18 protein-coding genes are annotated in these 17,268 nt (G+C 66.2%); 2 read left to right on the top strand and 16 right to left on the bottom strand.

Annotated features, from left to right (window positions below; all coding sequences use genetic code 11):
* Window positions 1-95 precede the first annotated feature (95 nt).
* From BV908_RS19065 to BV908_RS19040, 6 genes are all read right to left on the bottom strand, one after another.
* The gene (locus tag BV908_RS19065) at window positions 96-1,604 is read right to left on the bottom strand and encodes an efflux transporter outer membrane subunit (protein WP_031656915.1); all 1,509 of its coding nucleotides are present in this window, start codon (window positions 1,602-1,604) and stop codon (window positions 96-98) included.
* A gap of 15 nt (window positions 1,605-1,619) precedes the next feature.
* Window positions 1,620-2,732: an ABC transporter permease gene (locus tag BV908_RS19060; protein WP_031656916.1), complete on the bottom strand. Its 1,113-nt coding sequence runs from the start codon at window positions 2,730-2,732 to the stop codon at window positions 1,620-1,622.
* Window positions 2,733-2,736: 4 nt separating this feature from the next.
* On the bottom strand, window positions 2,737-3,864 hold the full coding sequence (locus tag BV908_RS19055; protein ID WP_031656918.1) for an ABC transporter permease: 1,128 nt from the start codon (window positions 3,862-3,864) through the stop codon (window positions 2,737-2,739).
* A complete protein-coding gene (locus BV908_RS19050; RefSeq protein ID WP_031656919.1) occupies window positions 3,861-5,636 on the bottom strand; it encodes an ATP-binding cassette domain-containing protein in 1,776 nt (591 codons plus the stop codon). Before BV908_RS19050 ends, BV908_RS19055 begins: the two co-directional genes overlap by 4 nt.
* Window positions 5,633-6,634, bottom strand: coding sequence for an HlyD family efflux transporter periplasmic adaptor subunit (locus BV908_RS19045; protein ID WP_033475074.1), 1,002 nt, complete (start codon window positions 6,632-6,634; stop codon window positions 5,633-5,635). The genes BV908_RS19050 and BV908_RS19045 overlap by 4 nt, the downstream gene beginning before the upstream one ends.
* Before the next feature lie 110 nt (window positions 6,635-6,744).
* Complete coding sequence (locus BV908_RS19040) at window positions 6,745-7,791, bottom strand: lipid A deacylase LpxR family protein (protein WP_031656920.1); 1,047 nt, start codon at window positions 7,789-7,791, stop codon at window positions 6,745-6,747.
* A 249-nt stretch (window positions 7,792-8,040) separates the two neighbouring features.
* Between BV908_RS19040 and BV908_RS19035 the strand changes: the two genes are divergently transcribed.
* Window positions 8,041-8,745, top strand: a complete 705-nt coding sequence (locus BV908_RS19035; protein ID WP_103738933.1) for a CerR family C-terminal domain-containing protein — start codon at window positions 8,041-8,043, stop codon at window positions 8,743-8,745.
* 42 nt (window positions 8,746-8,787) lie between these two features.
* Here the strand turns inward: BV908_RS19035 and BV908_RS19030 are convergent, their stop codons facing one another.
* From BV908_RS19030 to BV908_RS18980, 9 genes are all read right to left on the bottom strand, one after another.
* Window positions 8,788-10,770 carry a relaxase/mobilization nuclease and DUF3363 domain-containing protein gene (locus BV908_RS19030; RefSeq protein WP_103738932.1) on the bottom strand — a complete coding sequence of 661 codons (1,983 nt, stop codon included), beginning with the start codon at window positions 10,768-10,770 and terminating at the stop codon, window positions 8,788-8,790.
* A 448-nt stretch (window positions 10,771-11,218) separates the two neighbouring features.
* Window positions 11,219-11,818, bottom strand: a complete 600-nt coding sequence (locus BV908_RS19020) for a S26 family signal peptidase (RefSeq protein ID WP_031656923.1) — start codon at window positions 11,816-11,818, stop codon at window positions 11,219-11,221.
* Window positions 11,815-12,360 (bottom strand): DUF2840 domain-containing protein, encoded by a 546-nt coding sequence (locus BV908_RS19015; RefSeq protein WP_103738931.1) that lies wholly within the window; start codon window positions 12,358-12,360, stop codon window positions 11,815-11,817. The genes BV908_RS19020 and BV908_RS19015 overlap by 4 nt, the downstream gene beginning before the upstream one ends.
* On the bottom strand, window positions 12,357-12,641 hold the full coding sequence (locus BV908_RS19010; RefSeq protein WP_024889324.1) for a hypothetical protein: 285 nt from the start codon (window positions 12,639-12,641) through the stop codon (window positions 12,357-12,359). The genes BV908_RS19015 and BV908_RS19010 overlap by 4 nt, the downstream gene beginning before the upstream one ends.
* Window positions 12,638-13,276, bottom strand: a complete 639-nt coding sequence (gene parA / locus BV908_RS19005) for a ParA family partition ATPase (protein WP_024889325.1) — start codon at window positions 13,274-13,276, stop codon at window positions 12,638-12,640. Before parA ends, BV908_RS19010 begins: the two co-directional genes overlap by 4 nt.
* Before the next feature lie 253 nt (window positions 13,277-13,529).
* Window positions 13,530-14,387, bottom strand: coding sequence for a replication initiator protein A (locus tag BV908_RS18995; protein WP_031656926.1), 858 nt, complete (start codon window positions 14,385-14,387; stop codon window positions 13,530-13,532).
* Between the two features lie 26 nt (window positions 14,388-14,413).
* Complete coding sequence (locus BV908_RS18990) at window positions 14,414-14,695, bottom strand: helix-turn-helix domain-containing protein (protein WP_031656927.1); 282 nt, start codon at window positions 14,693-14,695, stop codon at window positions 14,414-14,416.
* An 83-nt stretch (window positions 14,696-14,778) separates the two neighbouring features.
* Complete coding sequence (locus tag BV908_RS18985) at window positions 14,779-15,552, bottom strand: DUF2285 domain-containing protein (RefSeq protein WP_036193272.1); 774 nt, start codon at window positions 15,550-15,552, stop codon at window positions 14,779-14,781.
* A gap of 308 nt (window positions 15,553-15,860) precedes the next feature.
* Entirely contained in the window at window positions 15,861-16,211 is a 351-nt protein-coding gene (locus BV908_RS18980; RefSeq protein ID WP_036193275.1) for a DUF2958 domain-containing protein, read from the bottom strand.
* A 240-nt stretch (window positions 16,212-16,451) separates the two neighbouring features.
* On the opposite strand from BV908_RS18980, the gene BV908_RS18975 reads away from it, so the two are divergent.
* A complete protein-coding gene (locus tag BV908_RS18975; protein ID WP_036193277.1) occupies window positions 16,452-16,757 on the top strand; it encodes a helix-turn-helix transcriptional regulator in 306 nt (101 codons plus the stop codon).
* 63 nt (window positions 16,758-16,820) lie between these two features.
* On the opposite strand, the gene BV908_RS18970 is transcribed toward BV908_RS18975, so the two are convergent.
* Window positions 16,821-17,135: a DUF736 domain-containing protein gene (locus tag BV908_RS18970; protein ID WP_003107092.1), complete on the bottom strand. Its 315-nt coding sequence runs from the start codon at window positions 17,133-17,135 to the stop codon at window positions 16,821-16,823.
* Between the last annotated feature and the right edge of the window lie 133 nt (window positions 17,136-17,268).

The following is a 17,268-nucleotide window of genomic DNA, read 5'->3' as shown; positions in this document are numbered from 1 at the left end:
CGAATCGCCGCAGTGTTCCCGATCATGCGAGCAGACCAATTCCACAACCAACAACAGTTGATCTGTGCGCTCGGAGTACGCGCTAACGAAGCTCGTCATTTCGTCACGCCGCCTTCCGATAGTTGTGTATTGCCAATGGCCTTGTTGACCATCACGTAGCGGGTGCCCACGCGCCCTTCGCTCGCTGCCAATTCGCGGCGCGCCTGCAAATAGCTACGCTGGCTGTCGAGCACGGAGAGGAAATCGGCCATGCCGCCGTCGTAGCGTGCCTGGGCCAGTTCGTAGGCTTGGCCGGCGCTGTGCATTCGGGCTTGCAGTTCACGTTCCTGCTGCTGCTCTGCGGTGTATCCGCTGAGCGCGTCGTCGATCTCCTGCCAGGCTTTGAGCACGGTCCTCTGGTAGTTCACTGCCGCTTCTTGCTGCTCCAGCTCGCGCAACTGCACCACGCTCTTGCGGCGGCCACGGTCGAACAGCGGCAGGCTCAGAGTCGGTCCTATCGACCATGTGCGGCTGCCCCAGGCTGAGAATTCGCCGCTCAGATAGGACTCGTACCCGAACCGCGCACCCAGGCGGATGCTTGGGTACAGCTCGGCTTGCGCAACGCCGATGCTGGCCGTGGCCCGATGCAGGCGAGCCTCGGCGGCGCGAATGTCGGGCCGGCGCAGGGCAACTTCCGACGGCAGCCCCAGCGCCAAGTCCGGCAACGCCGTCCTGCCGTCGTCGGCGACGGCAGCCAGCTCGTTGCGCAAGGCACCGGGCCGCTCGCCCAGGAGCAGCGCGATCTGGTTGGCGCTGGCGCCTTCCTGCGCCAGCAGCCCCGGCAATTGCGCTTTCACCGCCGCCAATTCGGCGCGCTGGCGCTCCAGGTCCAGGTGATCGACGATGCCACCCTGCACGCGCGCTTCCAGCAGGCCCACGCGCTCCTCCAGCGCGGCGATGTCCTCGCGCGCCAGGCGGATCTGGCGCTGTGTGGTGCGCAGCTCGAAGTAGTTGCGCACCACATCGCTGATGAGGCTCAACCGGGCCAGATCCAGCAGCGCCGCCTGGCCGGACACTTCGGCGTCGGCTGCCTCGATCGAGCGGCGCACGCGGCCCCACAGGTCCAGCTCCCAGGAGGCGTCGAAGCCGATCTGGTAGAGCGTGAAAGGCTCACTCAGCACTTGTGCCAGCGTCGATCGGTCGCCGCCGATGGCGTCGATCATGCGTGTGCTGGCGCCATACTCACTCTGGCGCTGGCGGATCGCGCCGCCGTTGGCGTTGACCTGCGGCCCGCGTTGAGCCTCGACGGTGCTGCGCTGCGCACGCGCCTGGGCGAAGTGCAGCGCGGCCGTTTGCAAGTCCGGGCTTGCCTCGAAAGCCCGTTGCGCAAGGCGGTCCAGCGTCGGATCGCCGAACGCCCGCCACCAGTCCGCCGGCAACGCCTGCTCGTTGCCGACAGGGGTACGCAACGCATCGTCGGCGCTGCGCCAACTTGTCCAGTCATCCGGGGCCGACGGCGTGGGTTTGACGAAATCCGGCCCCACCGCGCAGCCAGCCATTGCGAGGGCGAGCAGGCACACCGCCAAGCGCGACGGTTGACCACGAAGAATGCGAAAGTCGGACATAGCCAATACCCCGGATCAGGAGAGGCGGTTGCGGAACAGCCAGGCCGCCAGCGGCAGCGTGACGATTGCCATCACCAGCATGGGAACGAAGTCGAAGGCGACCTCGCGCAACCCGGCGCCTTCGAGATAGACGCGGCGCACGAGGTCCATGCCAAAGCGCAGCGGATTGGCATAGGTGACGATCTGTAGGGGTTCAGGCATGTTGCTCACCGGCGTGAGCAAGCCCGACAGCAGCATCATCGGCATGATCAGCAGGAAGGTGTAGAGCATGGCCTGCTGCATGTTCAGCGACAGCGCGGAAATCGACAGGCCGAGTCCCACGGTGGCACAGGTGAAAACGACCAGCCCCAGGTAGAGCAGCCACGGGGAGCCGTTCATCGGTATCTGGAACCAGAAGCGGATGATCAGCAAAATGATGGTCGCTTGCGCCACGCCCACGAGCATCGGCGGCACGGCCTTGCCGACCAGAATCTGCATGGGCGTCAGCGGCGTCACCAGCAACTGGTCGAAGGTGCCCTGCTCGCGTTCGCGGGCGACCGACAGCGACGACAGCAGCAAAGTCTGGATCAGGCTCAACGCGGCAATCAGTGCCGGCATCAAGTTCCAGCGCGACTCCAGGTTGAGGTTGTACCAAGCACGTCGCTCCACGCTGACCGCAGGCGTGCCGGTGCGCGATCGGTTGTAAGCGGCGACGATGGCACTGACCTGGGCTGCCGCCGCCCCGGCGGTCGTGGAATTGCGGCCGTCAAGGATCATCTGCAACGGAGCTTGCTGACCACCAGCCAGCCGGGCGTCGAAGTCTGCGGGGAAGTGCAGCACCAGCAGCACATGGCCCCGATCGACGACTTGAGCGATCTGCTGCGGCGTATTCAGCGAGGCTTCGCGCTTGAACACGCCGGTGCCATCCACACGCGCCAGCAACTCGGTCGAGGCCGCGCCCCGGCTCTGGTCCAGCACCGCATAGGGTGCATAGCTGAGATCGTAGGTCGCGCCGTAGCCGTACAGCAGGGCTTGCATCAGAACGGGTACGAACAGAATTGCCCGGCTGGACCGCTCCTTGAACAGCGCCAGAAACTCCTTGCGGCAGAGGAAGCCGATCGACGCCAGTTGAGTGAGAAATGCGTGCATGGCGTCAGTCCAGCGTCTTGCGCAACGTGCGGCGCACGGCGCCGGTCAGCACGAGCGCGTAAAGGCTCAGAATCGCGCAGTCGCGCAGAATCATCGGCCAGTTGTCACCGGCCAGAAACAGCGTTTTGATCAGCCCGACGAAGTGCGTTGCCGGTAGTAGCTGGCTGACCGCCTGAACCACCACGGGCACGTTGCGCAAGTCGAAGATGAAACCCGACAGCATCAATGCCGGCATGAAGCTGACCAGCAGGGCTACCTGACTCGCCTGGAACTGGTTGCGCGTCTTGCCGGAGATGAACAGGCCCAGCAGCAGCGATACCGTCAGGTACAAGAGCGAGGCAAACACGATCACCCACAGCGACCCGCGCATCGGCACGTGGAACAGGAACTTGGCCGCGAGCAGGCACAGCGCCAGGTCAATGGCACCGACCAACAGGTAGGGCGCGAGCTTGGCCAGCACGATTTCCAGCGGCCGTACCGGCGTGACAAACAGCGATTCCAGCGTGCCGCGTTCCCACTCGCGCGCGATCAGCAGCGAAGTCAGGAAGGCGCCGATCAGCGTCATTACCAGCGCAATCAAGCCCGGCACCAGATACCAGGTGCTGGTTGAGGCTTCGTTGAACCACATGCGCTGCACCAGCTCCACGCCACCGGCACCGGATTTGCTGCCAGCGCGGTCGGCCTTCTGTTGCGCCCAGGTTGCGATGGCTCCACCGACATAGCCGTCAACGGCAGCGGCCGTGTTGGAATCGACACCGTTCAGCAGCAACTGCACCTGGGCTTGCCCCGCTGCTAGTCTGCGCGAGAAGTCCGCCGGAACCCGCACGATGGCGCGCACTTCCCCGTCGCGCATCCGGCGCTCGGCCTCCGTCATATTGGTCGTCCACACGGGCGCCAGATAGGGCGATCCCTCCAGGCCGGCAAGCACCTCGCGCGCGGACGGCGAACTGTCCTCCAGCACTACGGCCACCGGCGCGTTTTTCACGTCGAATGACAGGCCATAGCCGAACAGCAGGATCAGCACAGCCGGCAGCATCAGGCCGACCGCCAGCGTGCTCCTGTCGCGCAGCATCTGGCGCACTTCCTTGCGCAGCAGCGCGGAGAATCGCCTGATGAATCCCGAGGTATTCATGCAGCGGCTCCCACTATCGCGCGCTGGCTTTCGGTGCGACCGCGTTCAACGATGGCGATGAACGCACTGTTCATGTCAGTGCTGCCGTCGCCCCCGGCCTGTTCGCGGACCTCCTGCGGCGTGCCCAGTGCCAGCATCTTCCCGGCGTCCTGGATAGCGATGCGGTCGCAGTATTCCGCTTCCTCCATGAAGTGGGTGGTGACGATGACAGTGACGCCACTCTGCGCCAGCGCGGTGATCGTCCGCCAGAAGGCACGCCGTGCCAGCGGGTCGATGCCGCTGGTCGGTTCGTCGAGGAACAGGATTTCCGGCTGGTGCAGCAGGCCAGCGGCCATTGCCAGGCGTTGCTTGTAGCCGCCGGGGAGCAGGCCGCTGACCGCCATCGGTTCCAGCCCGAATTCCTCGATAGTGCCGTTAACGCGCTCGCGCAGCACCTGTCCGCGCAGCCCGTAGGCGCCACCGAAGAACTCCAAGTTCTCGCGCACGGTCAAGTTGCCGTACAGCGCGAATTTCTGCGCCACGTAGCCGATGCGCCCACGCGCCTGCGCGCGCGCCGTGCGCAGGTTGAGTCCAGCGACCTCCAGATGGCCGCTGGTGGCTGGCAGCAACCCGCACAACATGCGGAATGTCGTGGTCTTGCCCGCGCCATTGGGGCCGAGCAAACCGAATATCTCGCCGCGGCTCACCTCGAACGATGTGCTGGCAACGGCGGTGAAGTCGCCGAACTTGCGTACCAGATCGCGGACCACGATCACCGGCCCATCGGCATCGCCATTCATGACCTGCGCGTGCGACGCTGCTCGCAGTTCCGGCGCCTGGCCCTCGTCCTGCTGCTGCTTGCGCAGCATCATCATGAAAGCGTCTTCGAGTTCCGCCGGGCGTGGCTCGCAGCCGGCATCGCCAAGCAGCTTGTTCACCTCGTCGGTGGTGGCCTGCGGTTGGCGGATGAAGTCAACCGCGCCGCCCTGGGGAACCGCATCGACGATCAGTTCGGTGGCGTCGATCAATCGCGCCTGTAGATCGCGGGCAGGCATCCCCGCTGGAGGCGACGTGGTGAAGGTCAAGCCGCGAGCGCGCTCACTCAACGCGGCCGGCGTGCCTTCGTCCAGCAACCGGCCCGCGTTCATCACGAACACCTGCGCGCATCGCTCGGCCTCGTCCATGTACGCGGTGCTGACGATCACGCTCAGGTTCTCGTCATCGACCAATTGCTGCACGATCTTCCACAGGTCGCGCCGCGACAGCGGATCGACACCGACGCTGGGTTCGTCGAGCAGCAGCAGATCGGGTGAGCGCACCAGCGTGCAGGCCAGGCCCAGCTTCTGTTTCATGCCGCCGGACAGCTTGCCGGCCGGGCGTGCGGTGAAGCGCACGAGGTCGGTCATCTCCAGCATCCGGGCGAAGCGTCTGCTGCGCTCGGCAGGCGGCACCCCGTGCAGGTCGGCGTACAAGTCCAGGTTTTCCTGCACGCTCAGGTCTTCGTACAGCCCGAAGCGCTGTGGCATGTAGCTGATGCGGTCTTGCACCGCCTGCGGATTGGCCGCCACGTCGATGCCCAGCACCTCAAGGCGCCCGGCGTCGGGCTTAAGCAGCCCGGCCATCATGCGCAGCAAGGTTGTCTTGCCTGCGCCGTCCGGCCCGACGAGGGCGGTCAGCTCGCCCGCGCGTATCGTCATCGACACATCGTTCACCGCAAGCAACGGGCCGCCGCCCGGCGCCTCGAAGGTCTTGCGCAGGCCCTCGGCAATGACCGTTGTGTCGCTGTCGTTCATTGCGCGGTGCCGGTCGTCAGGTGAACGGTTGCCGGCTGTCCAAGGCGCAGCACGTCCTGCGGGTCATCGACCAGCACCCGTACCTCGTAAACCAGGCTGGTGCGCAGTTCCTCGGTCTGGACCGACTTGGGCGTGAACTCGGCAACCGATGAGATGTAGCCGACCTTGCCAGTGATGGACTGGCCGGGGCGGCCATCAGTGACGACGCGGGCCTCCATGCCGGGCCTGACCCGGCCCAGGTCGGGTTCGCCGACATAGACGCGAACCCACTTCGGCTGCGTCAACGCCAAGGCGAAAACCGGCCGCTGGGGCGTGGCCATGTCGCCCGGCTCAAGAAGCCGCGAACGCACGATCGCGTCGGCGGGCGCCTTGAGTTCGCCCTGGGCGATCTGGTGCTGCAACAAGGCCAGTTGCGCCTGCGCCGCCTTGAGCTGTGCCTCCGCCCCCGCCACGTCTTCCGCACGCGGTCCAAGTTCGGTCAAGCGCAATGCTTCGCGTTGCTCCGCGACCTTCGCCTGCGCGACCTGTAGATGGCTTCGGGCGCGGTCCAGATCCTGCGCGCTCACGGCGCGCCCTTGGGTATTGGCCGCAATGCCTTGCAGGCGCTTGAGGTCTTGTTCGGCTTGCGAGGCGTCAGCCTGTGCTGCGGTCACACGGCTGCGGGCTTGCGCGACCTCCTGCGGCCGTGAGCCGTTGCGCAGGCGCAGGAGCGTCTGCTGCTGGACGCCGATCTGTGCTTGCGCTTGCTCGGCCTGCAACGCCAGCGTGCGGGTATCCAGCACACCCAGCACAGTTCCCGACGTTACGCGGTCGCCTTCCTCGGCGTGCAGTTCCGCCACCCGGCCGCTGCCGTCGAACGCCAGCGAAATCTGCCGAATGTCCACGTTGCCGTACAGCACCAGCGCGCCGTCGCCATCACGGTGGCTGAAATGCCACCAGGCCCAGGCTACGAGAACCACTGCCGCGATGGCTGCAAGGAGGATGAGAGGCTTCTTCATGGACGGTGTTCCGTGGGCTTAGTGGCAACTCGGGCTGTGAGCATACTCTAAGATTAAATGCAATTTAATGTTTAGGCGCAAGCACATCCGCAGGCGCCCGCCATCCGTGGTCAGAATCGCCTGCCGATGGTCAACGTGCCGTAGACCGGGGTTTCCTTCTGGCCGTGGAATTCGCGCGTGCGGAAGTAGCGCGCGAATGCGAATCGCCAGTGGCCGCGGTAGATCGCAGCGCCATAGCCGAGGTCGGCCACGAACGGGCGCTTATCGACGCTGTGGCTGGACTTGAAGGTGTTGCCGTCGAGTGTGATGTCGTGCAGTACCCAGCGGGCGTCTGCGGCCACGAACAAGTGCCAGTTCCAGGGTTGGCCGGCGGCCACCTTCACCGGCGCGGTGTTCTCGCCAGCCGGCCGCAGCGGCGCGGTGCCGAAATCATCCGGGAGGCGCAGGCCGAAGCGCAACTCGCCGCCGGCATTGGCATAGGTCGCAAAATTTCCCAGGCTCATGCCCCAGTGGCGCGTGTAGTCCCAACCCCAGCCACTTGTGCCTACGTGCCGCGCTACGCGCTTGCGGCGCTCATGGATCAACTGCACGACTGGCTCATCACGCAACTGGTGATCCCAGCCGTTGAAGCGATCCACGCCGATGACACCATGCCACCAGTTCTGCACCTGCTCGGCCCGCGAAGCAGGCCCGACGACGCCAACGCGGATTTGCGAAGTACGCAGAGAATCGCCGCGACGGGCGTTGTAGCCAAAACTCAGCATCAACGCGCCGGCGAATGGACGATCATCCTCGATGAGGTGAGAAGGCACCTTGTCGGTCGGGGTATACATCATCTGCCCGATCCCGATCGTCATGTTCTGCTCGTCGAACCCGTCCGGCTGTAGCCAGGCCAAGCGTTGGTTCAGCCGGCGGGCGAGGAATGGCAGACACGGATCATGGGAGTAATCGACCAGGTTGGGCGATACCCAACTGACCAAAAAGCCGTTCGAGTAGCCTTGATCCTGGCCCAGCCTTCCGAACAGATCGTTGTCAATGCGCAGGTTGATCGTCCCGGACGACAACAGAGGTGTCTTCCCGTCAGGGCACGACTGCGCCTGTGCCACCCTACTGGGCACTACGCACAGCAATCCGAGCAACGCGGCGACAGCGGCCATGCGTGAGGCGAGGTGCCGACGGCCAGCACGCGCCGGAGCGCCAGGGCGACCCAAGGCCAAGTCGGCAATGGCGCTGCCGTCGGGTGGAACCAGCCGTTTCGTAAACATGGTGTCTCTCGAAAGGGGGCGTGTAAGGGCGCGCTGGCCTGCGCCCGCTTGGTATGAGCGCGAGCATACACTAAAGTTAAATTGAATTTAAAGTTCAGTTCAAGCACAATCAGCCCGCCCACCCCGATCACAGAACTAGCTATGACCAAACCGCGCCGCAGCCCCCGTACCGATGGCGAGCTGACCCGTACCCGCATCATGGAAGCCGCAGGATCGTTGTTCGCGGCCACCGGGTACGCTGAAACCACCAGCAAAGCCATCGCTGCGAAAGCCGGCGTGAACCTCGCTTCGATCAACTATCACTTTGGCAGTCGCCGCGGCCTCTATCAGGCCGTTCTTGTCGAAGGTCACCGGCGGATCATCAGCTTCGACGATCTGCAACAAGTCGTCGAAGGCGCGCTGCCCGCGCGTGAGAAGCTGAAATGGTGCATCGACAGACTGACCGAAGCCACGATAGGAAACGACGGCTGGCACGCACGGCTCTTTGCACGCGAGTTGCTAGCGCCGTCGTCGAATCTTCAGGTTCTATACCAAGAGGATCTGGAACCGAAGTTCACCTTCATCAGGCGCGTCATCGGCGAGGTCACTGGCATTCCTGAAAGCGACCCAGCATTGCTTCGCTGCATGATCAGCATTGCGGCTCCCTGCTTGATGCTGCTGGTCGCAGGCAACGGCGGACTACCAGGCCCCCCGCAGCAGGTGCTACGGATGCCAAGGCAAGAACTGACGTCACACCTGCACAAGTTCGCTCTTGCAGGGCTGGAGGCGACTGGCCGGGAATATGCTGAGAGTACGCCGAAGGGGCGCAAATCACCCTCGAAGCGACGCAGGGCTAGCGAGACGTGAGTGTGGGCGGCGCGTGCTTCGTCTACCGCAGGGATGCGACTGTCAGCTCAAGGATTGCCCTCGTTGTCGCCCGATCTCCCATGAAACACTGCCGCCGCGCACAGTCGCTGCAATCTGCTGCCCCAGCCGTTGCTCGATCACTGGCTTCCACGGCACCAGGCTGAACCCCTTGCCGTCATCGAGCATCGCGTAGCGCCCGCTGGCGAGCATGACGTTGCGCCGGTAGATGCCGGCCACGCGCTGCCCGTCGCCTACGGGGCGATGCTCCAACCCGGTTTCCGTGGCAATGTCCTTTGCGGCCTGGGCCAGTTCCCGATTGCGCAGAGTCGCCAGCAGATTGCGCGCCAGGATCACGCGCGGGCCGCGCTTCTCGGCCAATCCCTGTTCGGCGAGGAAGTCGGCGCGCTGTTGCAGCGCCTGTCGGGCTTCGCCGCCGAAGCCCAGCTCGCCCAGGCCCTTGCCGCCGCCGATCAACTGCTGATCCAGCCAGGTCGCGCCGATCACGCGGGCCTGCCGCTCGATGGGCAGGTGCGATTTCAGCTCCACAGCCACGCCGCCGAGGCGCTGTGCGTCGTACAGGCGACCGCGCTCGGCCAGGTTGTCCGGCACTTTCCATAGCCCCTCAGCCACGCGCTCCACGATGCCGGCCCGACGCAGGGCTTCGAGCCGGCGGACGTGGGCCGCGACGACTTCCTGCGGATCTCGGCCGGGCACGGCTTGACCCTGCGCGACGGCCAGGTGATGGTCGGTGCGGTATAGGCCGCCGCTCGCCAGTGCGGTGATGTTCTTGTCGGCGGCGCGCACGTCAGCCGATCCCTTCACCTCCACCACCGCGCCGGTCGGATAGTTCGCCAGTTCGTCGCGGGCGTTGAGCGCAACATAGTGGGCTTTGCCGTCCACCCCGTCGATGACCAGATAGCCCCGGTCACGCAGCTCGTCGGCCAGCCCCTTCGCGGCCACGCGGCCGAGGATGGTTCGGCCATCGTCGCCCGGCTCGAACACCGCCAGTTCGCGCGGCTCGCCGCGCATGGCCCGCTGCATGGTGCGGATGATGTCGCCACGCTCGCCCAGGGCGCGCAGGGTCTTTTCCGCGTCGGCATGAACGGCCCAGGTGCCCGGCTGCATCTCGTCGGCCAGGCCCAGGCGCTGCAAGCGTTGCAGCCGGCCGATCAGCAGCAGGCGCTGGCGTTGCAGCCGGGGTTCGTTGAGGCGTTCGATCTGCACCCGGCCATCCTCGCCGGCCTCGCGCTGCAACGTGCGGTCGAGGCTCGTCCACCGCTCTTGCTCCACCTCACGCTGCAAGGTCTGCTGGATCTCCAGTTCGGTGCGCGGCCCCAGCCATTCGGTCGCCAGTTCGGCGGCACGATGGCGGAAGCCATCGGCGATGTAGTCGCCCGCGATGATGAGGTCTTTGCCGGTGTCGTCGCTCCCGCGCACGACGATGTGCGTGTGCGGGTTATCGGTGTTCCAGTGGTTGACGGCCACCCAATCGAGGCCCGTGCCCAGGTCGGCTTCCATGCGGCCCATGAGATGCCGCGTGTAGGTGCGCAGGTCTTCCAGCTCGGCCCCATCCTCGGGCGAGAGGATGAAGCGGAAATGGTGTCGGTCGTCGGTGCAGCGTTCCTTGAAGGCGTCGAGGTCGGCAGCATCGGTTTGCGGCCCGTAGGCTTGGCCCGGCTCGCCATCGCGGCCCACGCCATCGCGCTCGATGTAGCGCAGGTGCTTGGCGAGCGACTGCGGGCTGGCCTGGCGCTGATTGACCAGCAGCGTCTTGATGGTCACGCGCCGCGACATGGGCGTGAGCTTCGCGCCCGCGAAGCGCGCCGCCGTGTGGCCGCGTCCCAGGCGCGAGCCGGGGCGCTGGCCAGCGCGTGCGCCGCTGCCGCTGGCTGCGGGACGGCGCACCGAGGACTTGCCGCTGCTGGCCTTGCCCGCCTGCTTGAGCACCTTGGAGATGAAGCCCTGGCCCCGGTTCTTCGGGGCGCTGGGGCGGATGCGGAAATCGTCATCGCGGCGGTCGGTCATGGCTGTGCTCCCTGCAAGCGCCAGCGTGTCCGGTCGTGCGAAGCACGCGGACATGCCTGGATTGGCGCGGGCTTCGCGCCCCACGCGGCACGGCGGCGAAGCCGCTGCGTGCCGCGCCACCCCCATGTGCAGACAGGCTTTCGACGCGGCCCGGTGCCGCGTCCTTTTGTCTTGCCTTCCGCCTTTGCCCCTCGCTGACGCTCCGGGCAGCGGCGGCCCGGCGGCGCTGTGCTGCGAGCAGCCAGCCCGCCGGCGAACGCGGACACGGCCGCAGGCCGGGCGCGTTCGAGGCAAGACGCCTGCACATGGGATGGCTGTGCCCGAGGCAGCGCGAAGTGCGGTGCGAATGCACCCGCACTGCACGCGCGACGACGCGGCGACGACCAACAGAACGACACGCCCGATGGCACGACAAGATGCACGGCAACGTGCAGCAAGTCGGCGGCCATCATGGACGGGACTCCAGCCAGACCGGATGCGCGACGCCGATCACGGCGGATGCGCTGACCGGCCCGAAATACCTGCTGTCGAACGATGCCGGGTTGGTCGCACTGAGCAGGAACAGTTCGCCGGGTTCGAGGTGACGGCATTGCTGCCAGGATGGCAGCGGGCGGCCCCAGCGGTCAGCCGGCAACACGGCGGCCGAAGGCACGCCGTCGATGCGGACGACGCGGCCAGTGATGCACACCTCCTGCGGCGCGACGGCGCCCACGCGCTTGAGCAGCGGCACACGCGCCGGCAGGTAGCCGCGCTGCGCAGCCAGCGCGGCGGCATCTGGCGGCAGCGCGGTCAGGACGATGCTGTCCACGGACAAAGGACGTGGCAGCGAGTCGGTACCGTTGCCCAGTGGATCGACGCGATACCAACCAACCGCCACGCTGTCGGATGGGTTGTAGATCAAGCGCGGCAGCGGCTGCACGAGGAACGTCCAAGCGAGCGCAGCGAGGCCGCAGACGGACAGGCCCGCCAGCACGAGGCGAGCGCGCAGGCGCGAGCGAGGATGCGGCGGAATGCCGGTTGCACCGGCAGCGGCGGATGGAAGCGTCATGGCAACGCCCTCCCGGTCAGCCAGGCGGCGTGCCGCTCGGCGGTATATTCGGGCAGCGGCAAGCGCGCAGCGAGCCGGTTGGCGAGCGTGCGCCAGTACGCGGGCGAGGCACCGACAGGTGCGATGCCCAGCGCCTCGATGGCGTCGATGCGATCCAGCACAGCGCGGACTTGGTTCTCTCCCTCGGCGTGCAGCAGCAGGCGTGCGCCCGGCTGCACGCCGGGGATGCGCTGCGCCGCATCGAGCGGCGTGCAAGCCTGCATGACGATGAGCTGCCAGCGGATCGTGCCGTAGTCGTTGGCCTGCCAGCGGATGCGGCAGAACATGGCGCCCGGCAGGAACACCGCGCAGCGCCTCCAGCGGTCGAGCTGGAGCGTGCGCGCGGGTTCGCCAAAGCGCAGGTAGAGCTTGAAGCGCGGTTCGATATAGGCCAGCGCCACGCGCGTCAGCGGTACGCTGGCAGGCTGGCCGGAAGGTGCTGCGAGCGCAGCCGTGGCCGCGAAGGCAACAGGCGCGGGGGCAGGCGAAGTGGATGCAATCATGGGGTGTTCTCCCTGCTTTGCTCGGGAAACTCCCGCTCCAACAGACCGCGCAGCAGGTCGGCCACGGTCACGCCTTGCGTGAAGGCCGAAACCTTGATGCGCGCCCGCATCGCGGGCGTGATGTCGAGGGTCAGGCGAGCCGTGTACAGGTCGCCCTTGCCCAGCGCATCGGCGTCGCCCTGGCGAATCCACGCCTCGGCGTGCGGATTCGCAGGCGGACGCGCGCCAATGCCGACACGCTTGGCCGTGCGTTTGTTGTTCGGTGGCGGCTTCGCAGTCATGTCGGCCACCGCAGCAGTTCATCGACCAGGGCGGTGACTTCACGGGCGGCGGCGCTGTCCGGCGCCGTCTCGCGGGCCAGCCGACCAGCGGCCACGCTGTCGGCGAACACGATGCGCTGATGCACTTCCGCGCGCAGCGCGGGAAGCGGCTGGTCGGCGAGCGCCTGACGCGCTTCGCGCCCGATCACGGTGGTGCTGACGCGCCGGTTGATGACGAAGGCTGCGGCGAGCAGCGGCCGGAACACCTGCGCCTCGCGGATCAGCGCCACCATCTCGGCGCTGGCCCACAGGTCGTAGGGACTCGGCTGCACGGGGATCAGCACGCGCTCGGCCGCCAGCAGCGCGGAGCGCGCCAAGGCGGCGATGCGCGGCGGGCCGTCGATGACGACGTGATCGGCCCGCCTGGCGAGTTCTGGTGCCTCTTGGTGCAGCGTTTCGCGTGCGAGGCCCACGGCGCTGAATAGCCGTGGCAAGCCTTGCTGGCTTCTGCGCTGTGTCCAGTCCAGCGATGAACCCTGTGGGTCGGCGTCCAGCAGGATGACGTGCTGGCCCCTCAAGGCCAGCTCGCCGGCGATGTGCGTGGCGAGCGTGGTTTTGCCGACGCCGCCTTTCTGGTTGAGCAGCGCAACGATCATGGCCTGGCCCTCCGTGTTGGAAAGCCGGGCTTTTGCTCCTGCGCTTGCGGCCGCGTGGCGGTTGTCCACCGTGGCGCGGCGCTTCTACTAAAAGTTAGAGAAATTAAGTTAGGGAAGTTAGAGCGCGCGCAAACCCAATGCTGGCGCGGATTTGCGGCCGATCGGCACGCCTGATAGCACGATAGTCCCACGCCTGATAGCACGATACCCCGCACGCCTGATAGCACGACACCATCCACAGGCTCTCCCGGAGTTATCCCCGTGCCGTATGCGGCACGGGCCGGAACGTCAGCAGTTCCATGCCGTTGTCCGGCATCCGCTCGATGCCCAGGACGTAGCCGGGCAGCGACTGCCGTGCGACCAGCGCGCGCAGGTCGCAGGCGAAGTCGTAGGGCTTCGCGGTACTGCCCGATTTCTGGTGCAGGTAGCGAAAGTCGAACTGCCAGCCGTATGCCTGCTTGCCGCCGTGCTTGCGCACCAGGCGGTACAGCCACCGCTCGATGCCGCCAGTGAGCCGGAAGTACGCCGGGTCGATGGTCAGCACCAGGGCGGCGTCGAGCACGCCCGCATAGAACCAGTCCGGCAGGATCAGCTCGATGCCCAGCGGCGTGCCGCTGGCATCGGCCAGTTCCTTCCATTCGTTGATCCACGAGAAGCGGTGCAGGCGCCGCCCGGTCGTTTCGCGGATGGACGTGGCCACCGTGGTCGATTGCAGCCGGTCGAGCGCGGCCTTGAGGCGCTGGTAGTCGCGCAGCGACTTGCCGCGCCCGATGAAGCGCAGGATCTCGTAGGGCGTGGCGTGCATCAGCCGCGACGGCCGCAGGCCTGCGTCCTTTGCCTCCACGATCTGCGAGGCCGCCCATATCAGCACGTCCGCATCCCAAATCGTGGCGATGCCGTGCTCCTGCGTACCTTCCACGCGGATCGTCACGTTGCCCGCGCGGAAGTCGATGGGCTTGACCCGCTTGGACTTGCCGAGCGAGAAGAACGGATAGGCCATCAAATCCTGGCTGTCGCGCGGCGCCATGTCGCCGGGCAAGGCGCGGAACAGGTCGAGCTGTTCGCGCTCTTGCAACGGCCGCTGCCGGGACGGCAGCGCGGTGCTGGACATGGCGATGGCCTGCCGCGCGCCGCCGATCAGCGCGCACGGCTGTCGGCCGAGTGGTGCTCGGCGTATTCGGGATCGGAGGTCGTCTCGAAACTGCGGTCGGCGGCCCAGGCATCGAGGTCGGCCACGGCGTACATGACGCGGCGACCGAACTTGCGAAAGCGCGGGCCGCCGCCGATCACGCGCTGCTTTTCCAGCGTGCGCGGCGACAGGCGCAGGTACTCGGCGGCTTCGTCGTTGGTGAGATAGCGTTGGGGCTGCACGGCAGCGGTCGAGACAGCGGCGGCAGGCCGCAAAGGAGCGGGACGCATGGTGTGAACCTCCATCGGTTGAAAACGCCCGGCCACACAGCGCGACCGGATGGAGGCAGTCTCAGAAAACCAAGCTGTCCTGCTCAGGGCCGTTTTGCGTCGTCCTCAAAACGACCCTTCTCAAGCGGCGGAAGCTGTGCTAGTCGGCGATAGCCGCCGCACATCAATTCATCGCCACGCCGTACCAGGCGGCGCACCTTCGAGCGCAGCCCGCCGTCGCTGTACCAATCGGCCACGGCGTCCACGCCGAACAAGCCTTCGCCGATCTCGCGCAAGGACGCGCCCGCCAGGGTCGCGTCGAGCGCCTGCAGGGTATGCAGTTCCAGCAGCGCGGAAGGTATTGGCCTGGGCTTGGCATCGACCAGGGCCGCACCGGGTGCTTGGCTGCGCGCAGGCGCTGCAGTACCGCCGCGGTGGGCATAGGCGACAGCCATGCCGTCTTCCAGTCCAGGCGCGAGCGCGAAGCGCAGGCAATGGCCTGGGCTGCGCGCGATCAACGCCAGCCCTTTGCCGTCGTGGAGCAACTGCTTGTGGCCGGGGATGCGCCAGAACGCGAAGGCGGCGGCATCCTGTGGCGGGTCAGCGTCGGGATAGAGCTGCACAACGGCTGCATGGCCAGGCAGCCAAGCCGGATGCGCGTCGCGTGCATCCAGTATCGGGTCTTCCAGCAGGCGCAAGCCCCAGCGGTGCGCCGCTTCCTGTGCCGCCTGTGGCCGATGGTGACAGCGCAGCCAGTCGAGCCGGTAGTCGGGATGCCTGCGCAGGTATTCCCAAGCCAGTGCGAGCGCATCCAGCCAAAAGACATACAGGTATGCGGCAGTGGGATACCAATGCGCGACGTGATGGGGATCGACCATGACGCAACCTCCCGCGAACAGGACTCGCCGCCACGGCAGGGCTACGCGCTACATCGCCATCGTCAGAACGTCATGGGTTAAAAAGTGGATTGGGGCTGTCAAGACCGATTGGCTCCGATGCGTTGCGGTACACGTCTCAATGCTGCGGCGGCAGCGCCCCAATGTGGGGCGCCATACAAGCCAGCCTGCCGCAGCCCGCGCCGGGCATCATGTCTATTTGGATCAGATTGGTGCGGCTACGCCGCAAGAATCTCGATTGAGACCTATCCGGTATGACACCGGACTGAAAAAGTCACAGTAGGCTGTGTTCAGTCCGGGATAGCCCCGTCGCGCTCAGCCAGCCGGGTGTACTCCGACAGCGTGCGTGTCGGTCGGAAGAAGAGGTCGCGCATCACGGGCTGCTGATGCGGCCCGACGATGCCGGCCAGTTCGGACAGCTTGACGGTGCCCTGGGCCGGCATGCCGATCCCCAGGTCGATGAGGCCCCAGGCAGTGTCGCCATCGGCGGGATCGAGCGCGGCCAGCAGCCAGGTCACATGCGCGTCCGGCGTGAACAGCCGAACCACGGGCACCGGGTCGATGGCCCGGCCAGCGGCGCGGGCCTCGCCGTTGGCGAGCAGTTGCGCGCGCTCCGGGACGGTGGCGAGTGGCTGGGGCATGGTCGGCAATCCCACAAATCCAATGATGCACGGATGCGGTTTCACGCCCAAGCACAGAACCGCATAACCGGATTTACGCCTTCGTGTGTAAGCACGGATGCGCTTGCGTGGCTTTGCTGGAACCCGCCGATGTGGATTTCCGTAAAGGCACGAAAACGTAGAACACCAAATGAACACTATAGATTGTAGCCCTATAGGGCGCAATGGGCTGTCATCTTGGTTTTTCGAGGGAAACCATAGGTGGCGGCTGGGAACTCATTGGCGAAGGCGTTGAAGACAGTCAGGAAGGCGCGTGGCTTGAGCCAGGAAGCGTTCTCCGACGTGTCCAGCCGTACCTATATGAGCACCCTCGAACGCGACCTGAAAAGCCCGACCCTGCATAAGCTGGCCGAGCTGTGCGAGGTGATGGAGATCCACCCGCTCACGCTGCTGACGCTGGCCTACGCGGGCGACAGCCCGCGCAAGGCCGACGAGTTGCTGGCGCAGGTGCGCCGGGAGCTGGAGGCGGTGTTGAAGGAGCGCGACGCGGCGAAAACGCGCGCGTGACGCGGTGATGTGCTGCGCACAGCAGCACAGCGCCCCGCCGCAATGAGCGGGGCGCTGCGGCGGTCACGCCGCCTGGGGCTTGCTGCGCGACCAGATCAGGTCGTGCGTGCCGTCCTCGCCTTCGATCAGGCGGGCATAGACCGGAGCCGGGAACGAAGGATCGTCGAGGGTCACGGACTTGTATTCCCGCCCGGCCTCGCTGGTCTTGTTCCAGGCCGCGCCGATGTCGTGGCCGGCGGCCTGGAGGCGGAAGTCGGGGGCGTTCTCGCTGCTGCCCTTGTCGTTGGGAACCAGCTTGACCTTGACGTTGAGCGTCAGGGTGCGAAGCGTGCCGGTGAAGCCGTCTTTGTCGGTGGTGAAGGTGCCGATGTTGGCCATGATGTTTTCTCCTTTCTGTTGAACAAGGTTCGCGCCCATCGCGTCCTTGTTGTGATCCGGCCGGCGGGGGACGGGCTGGCTGCACCGCTTGCGGTCGCAACGCAGTGGAGAGCCGGGAGGCGAAAAGAATTTG

The organism is Diaphorobacter sp. LR2014-1 (genome assembly GCF_002916785.1).
Lineage (GTDB): Bacteria > Pseudomonadota > Gammaproteobacteria > Burkholderiales > Burkholderiaceae_C > Diaphorobacter > Diaphorobacter nitroreducens.
This window is presented reverse-complemented; position numbering and strand designations above follow the sequence as displayed.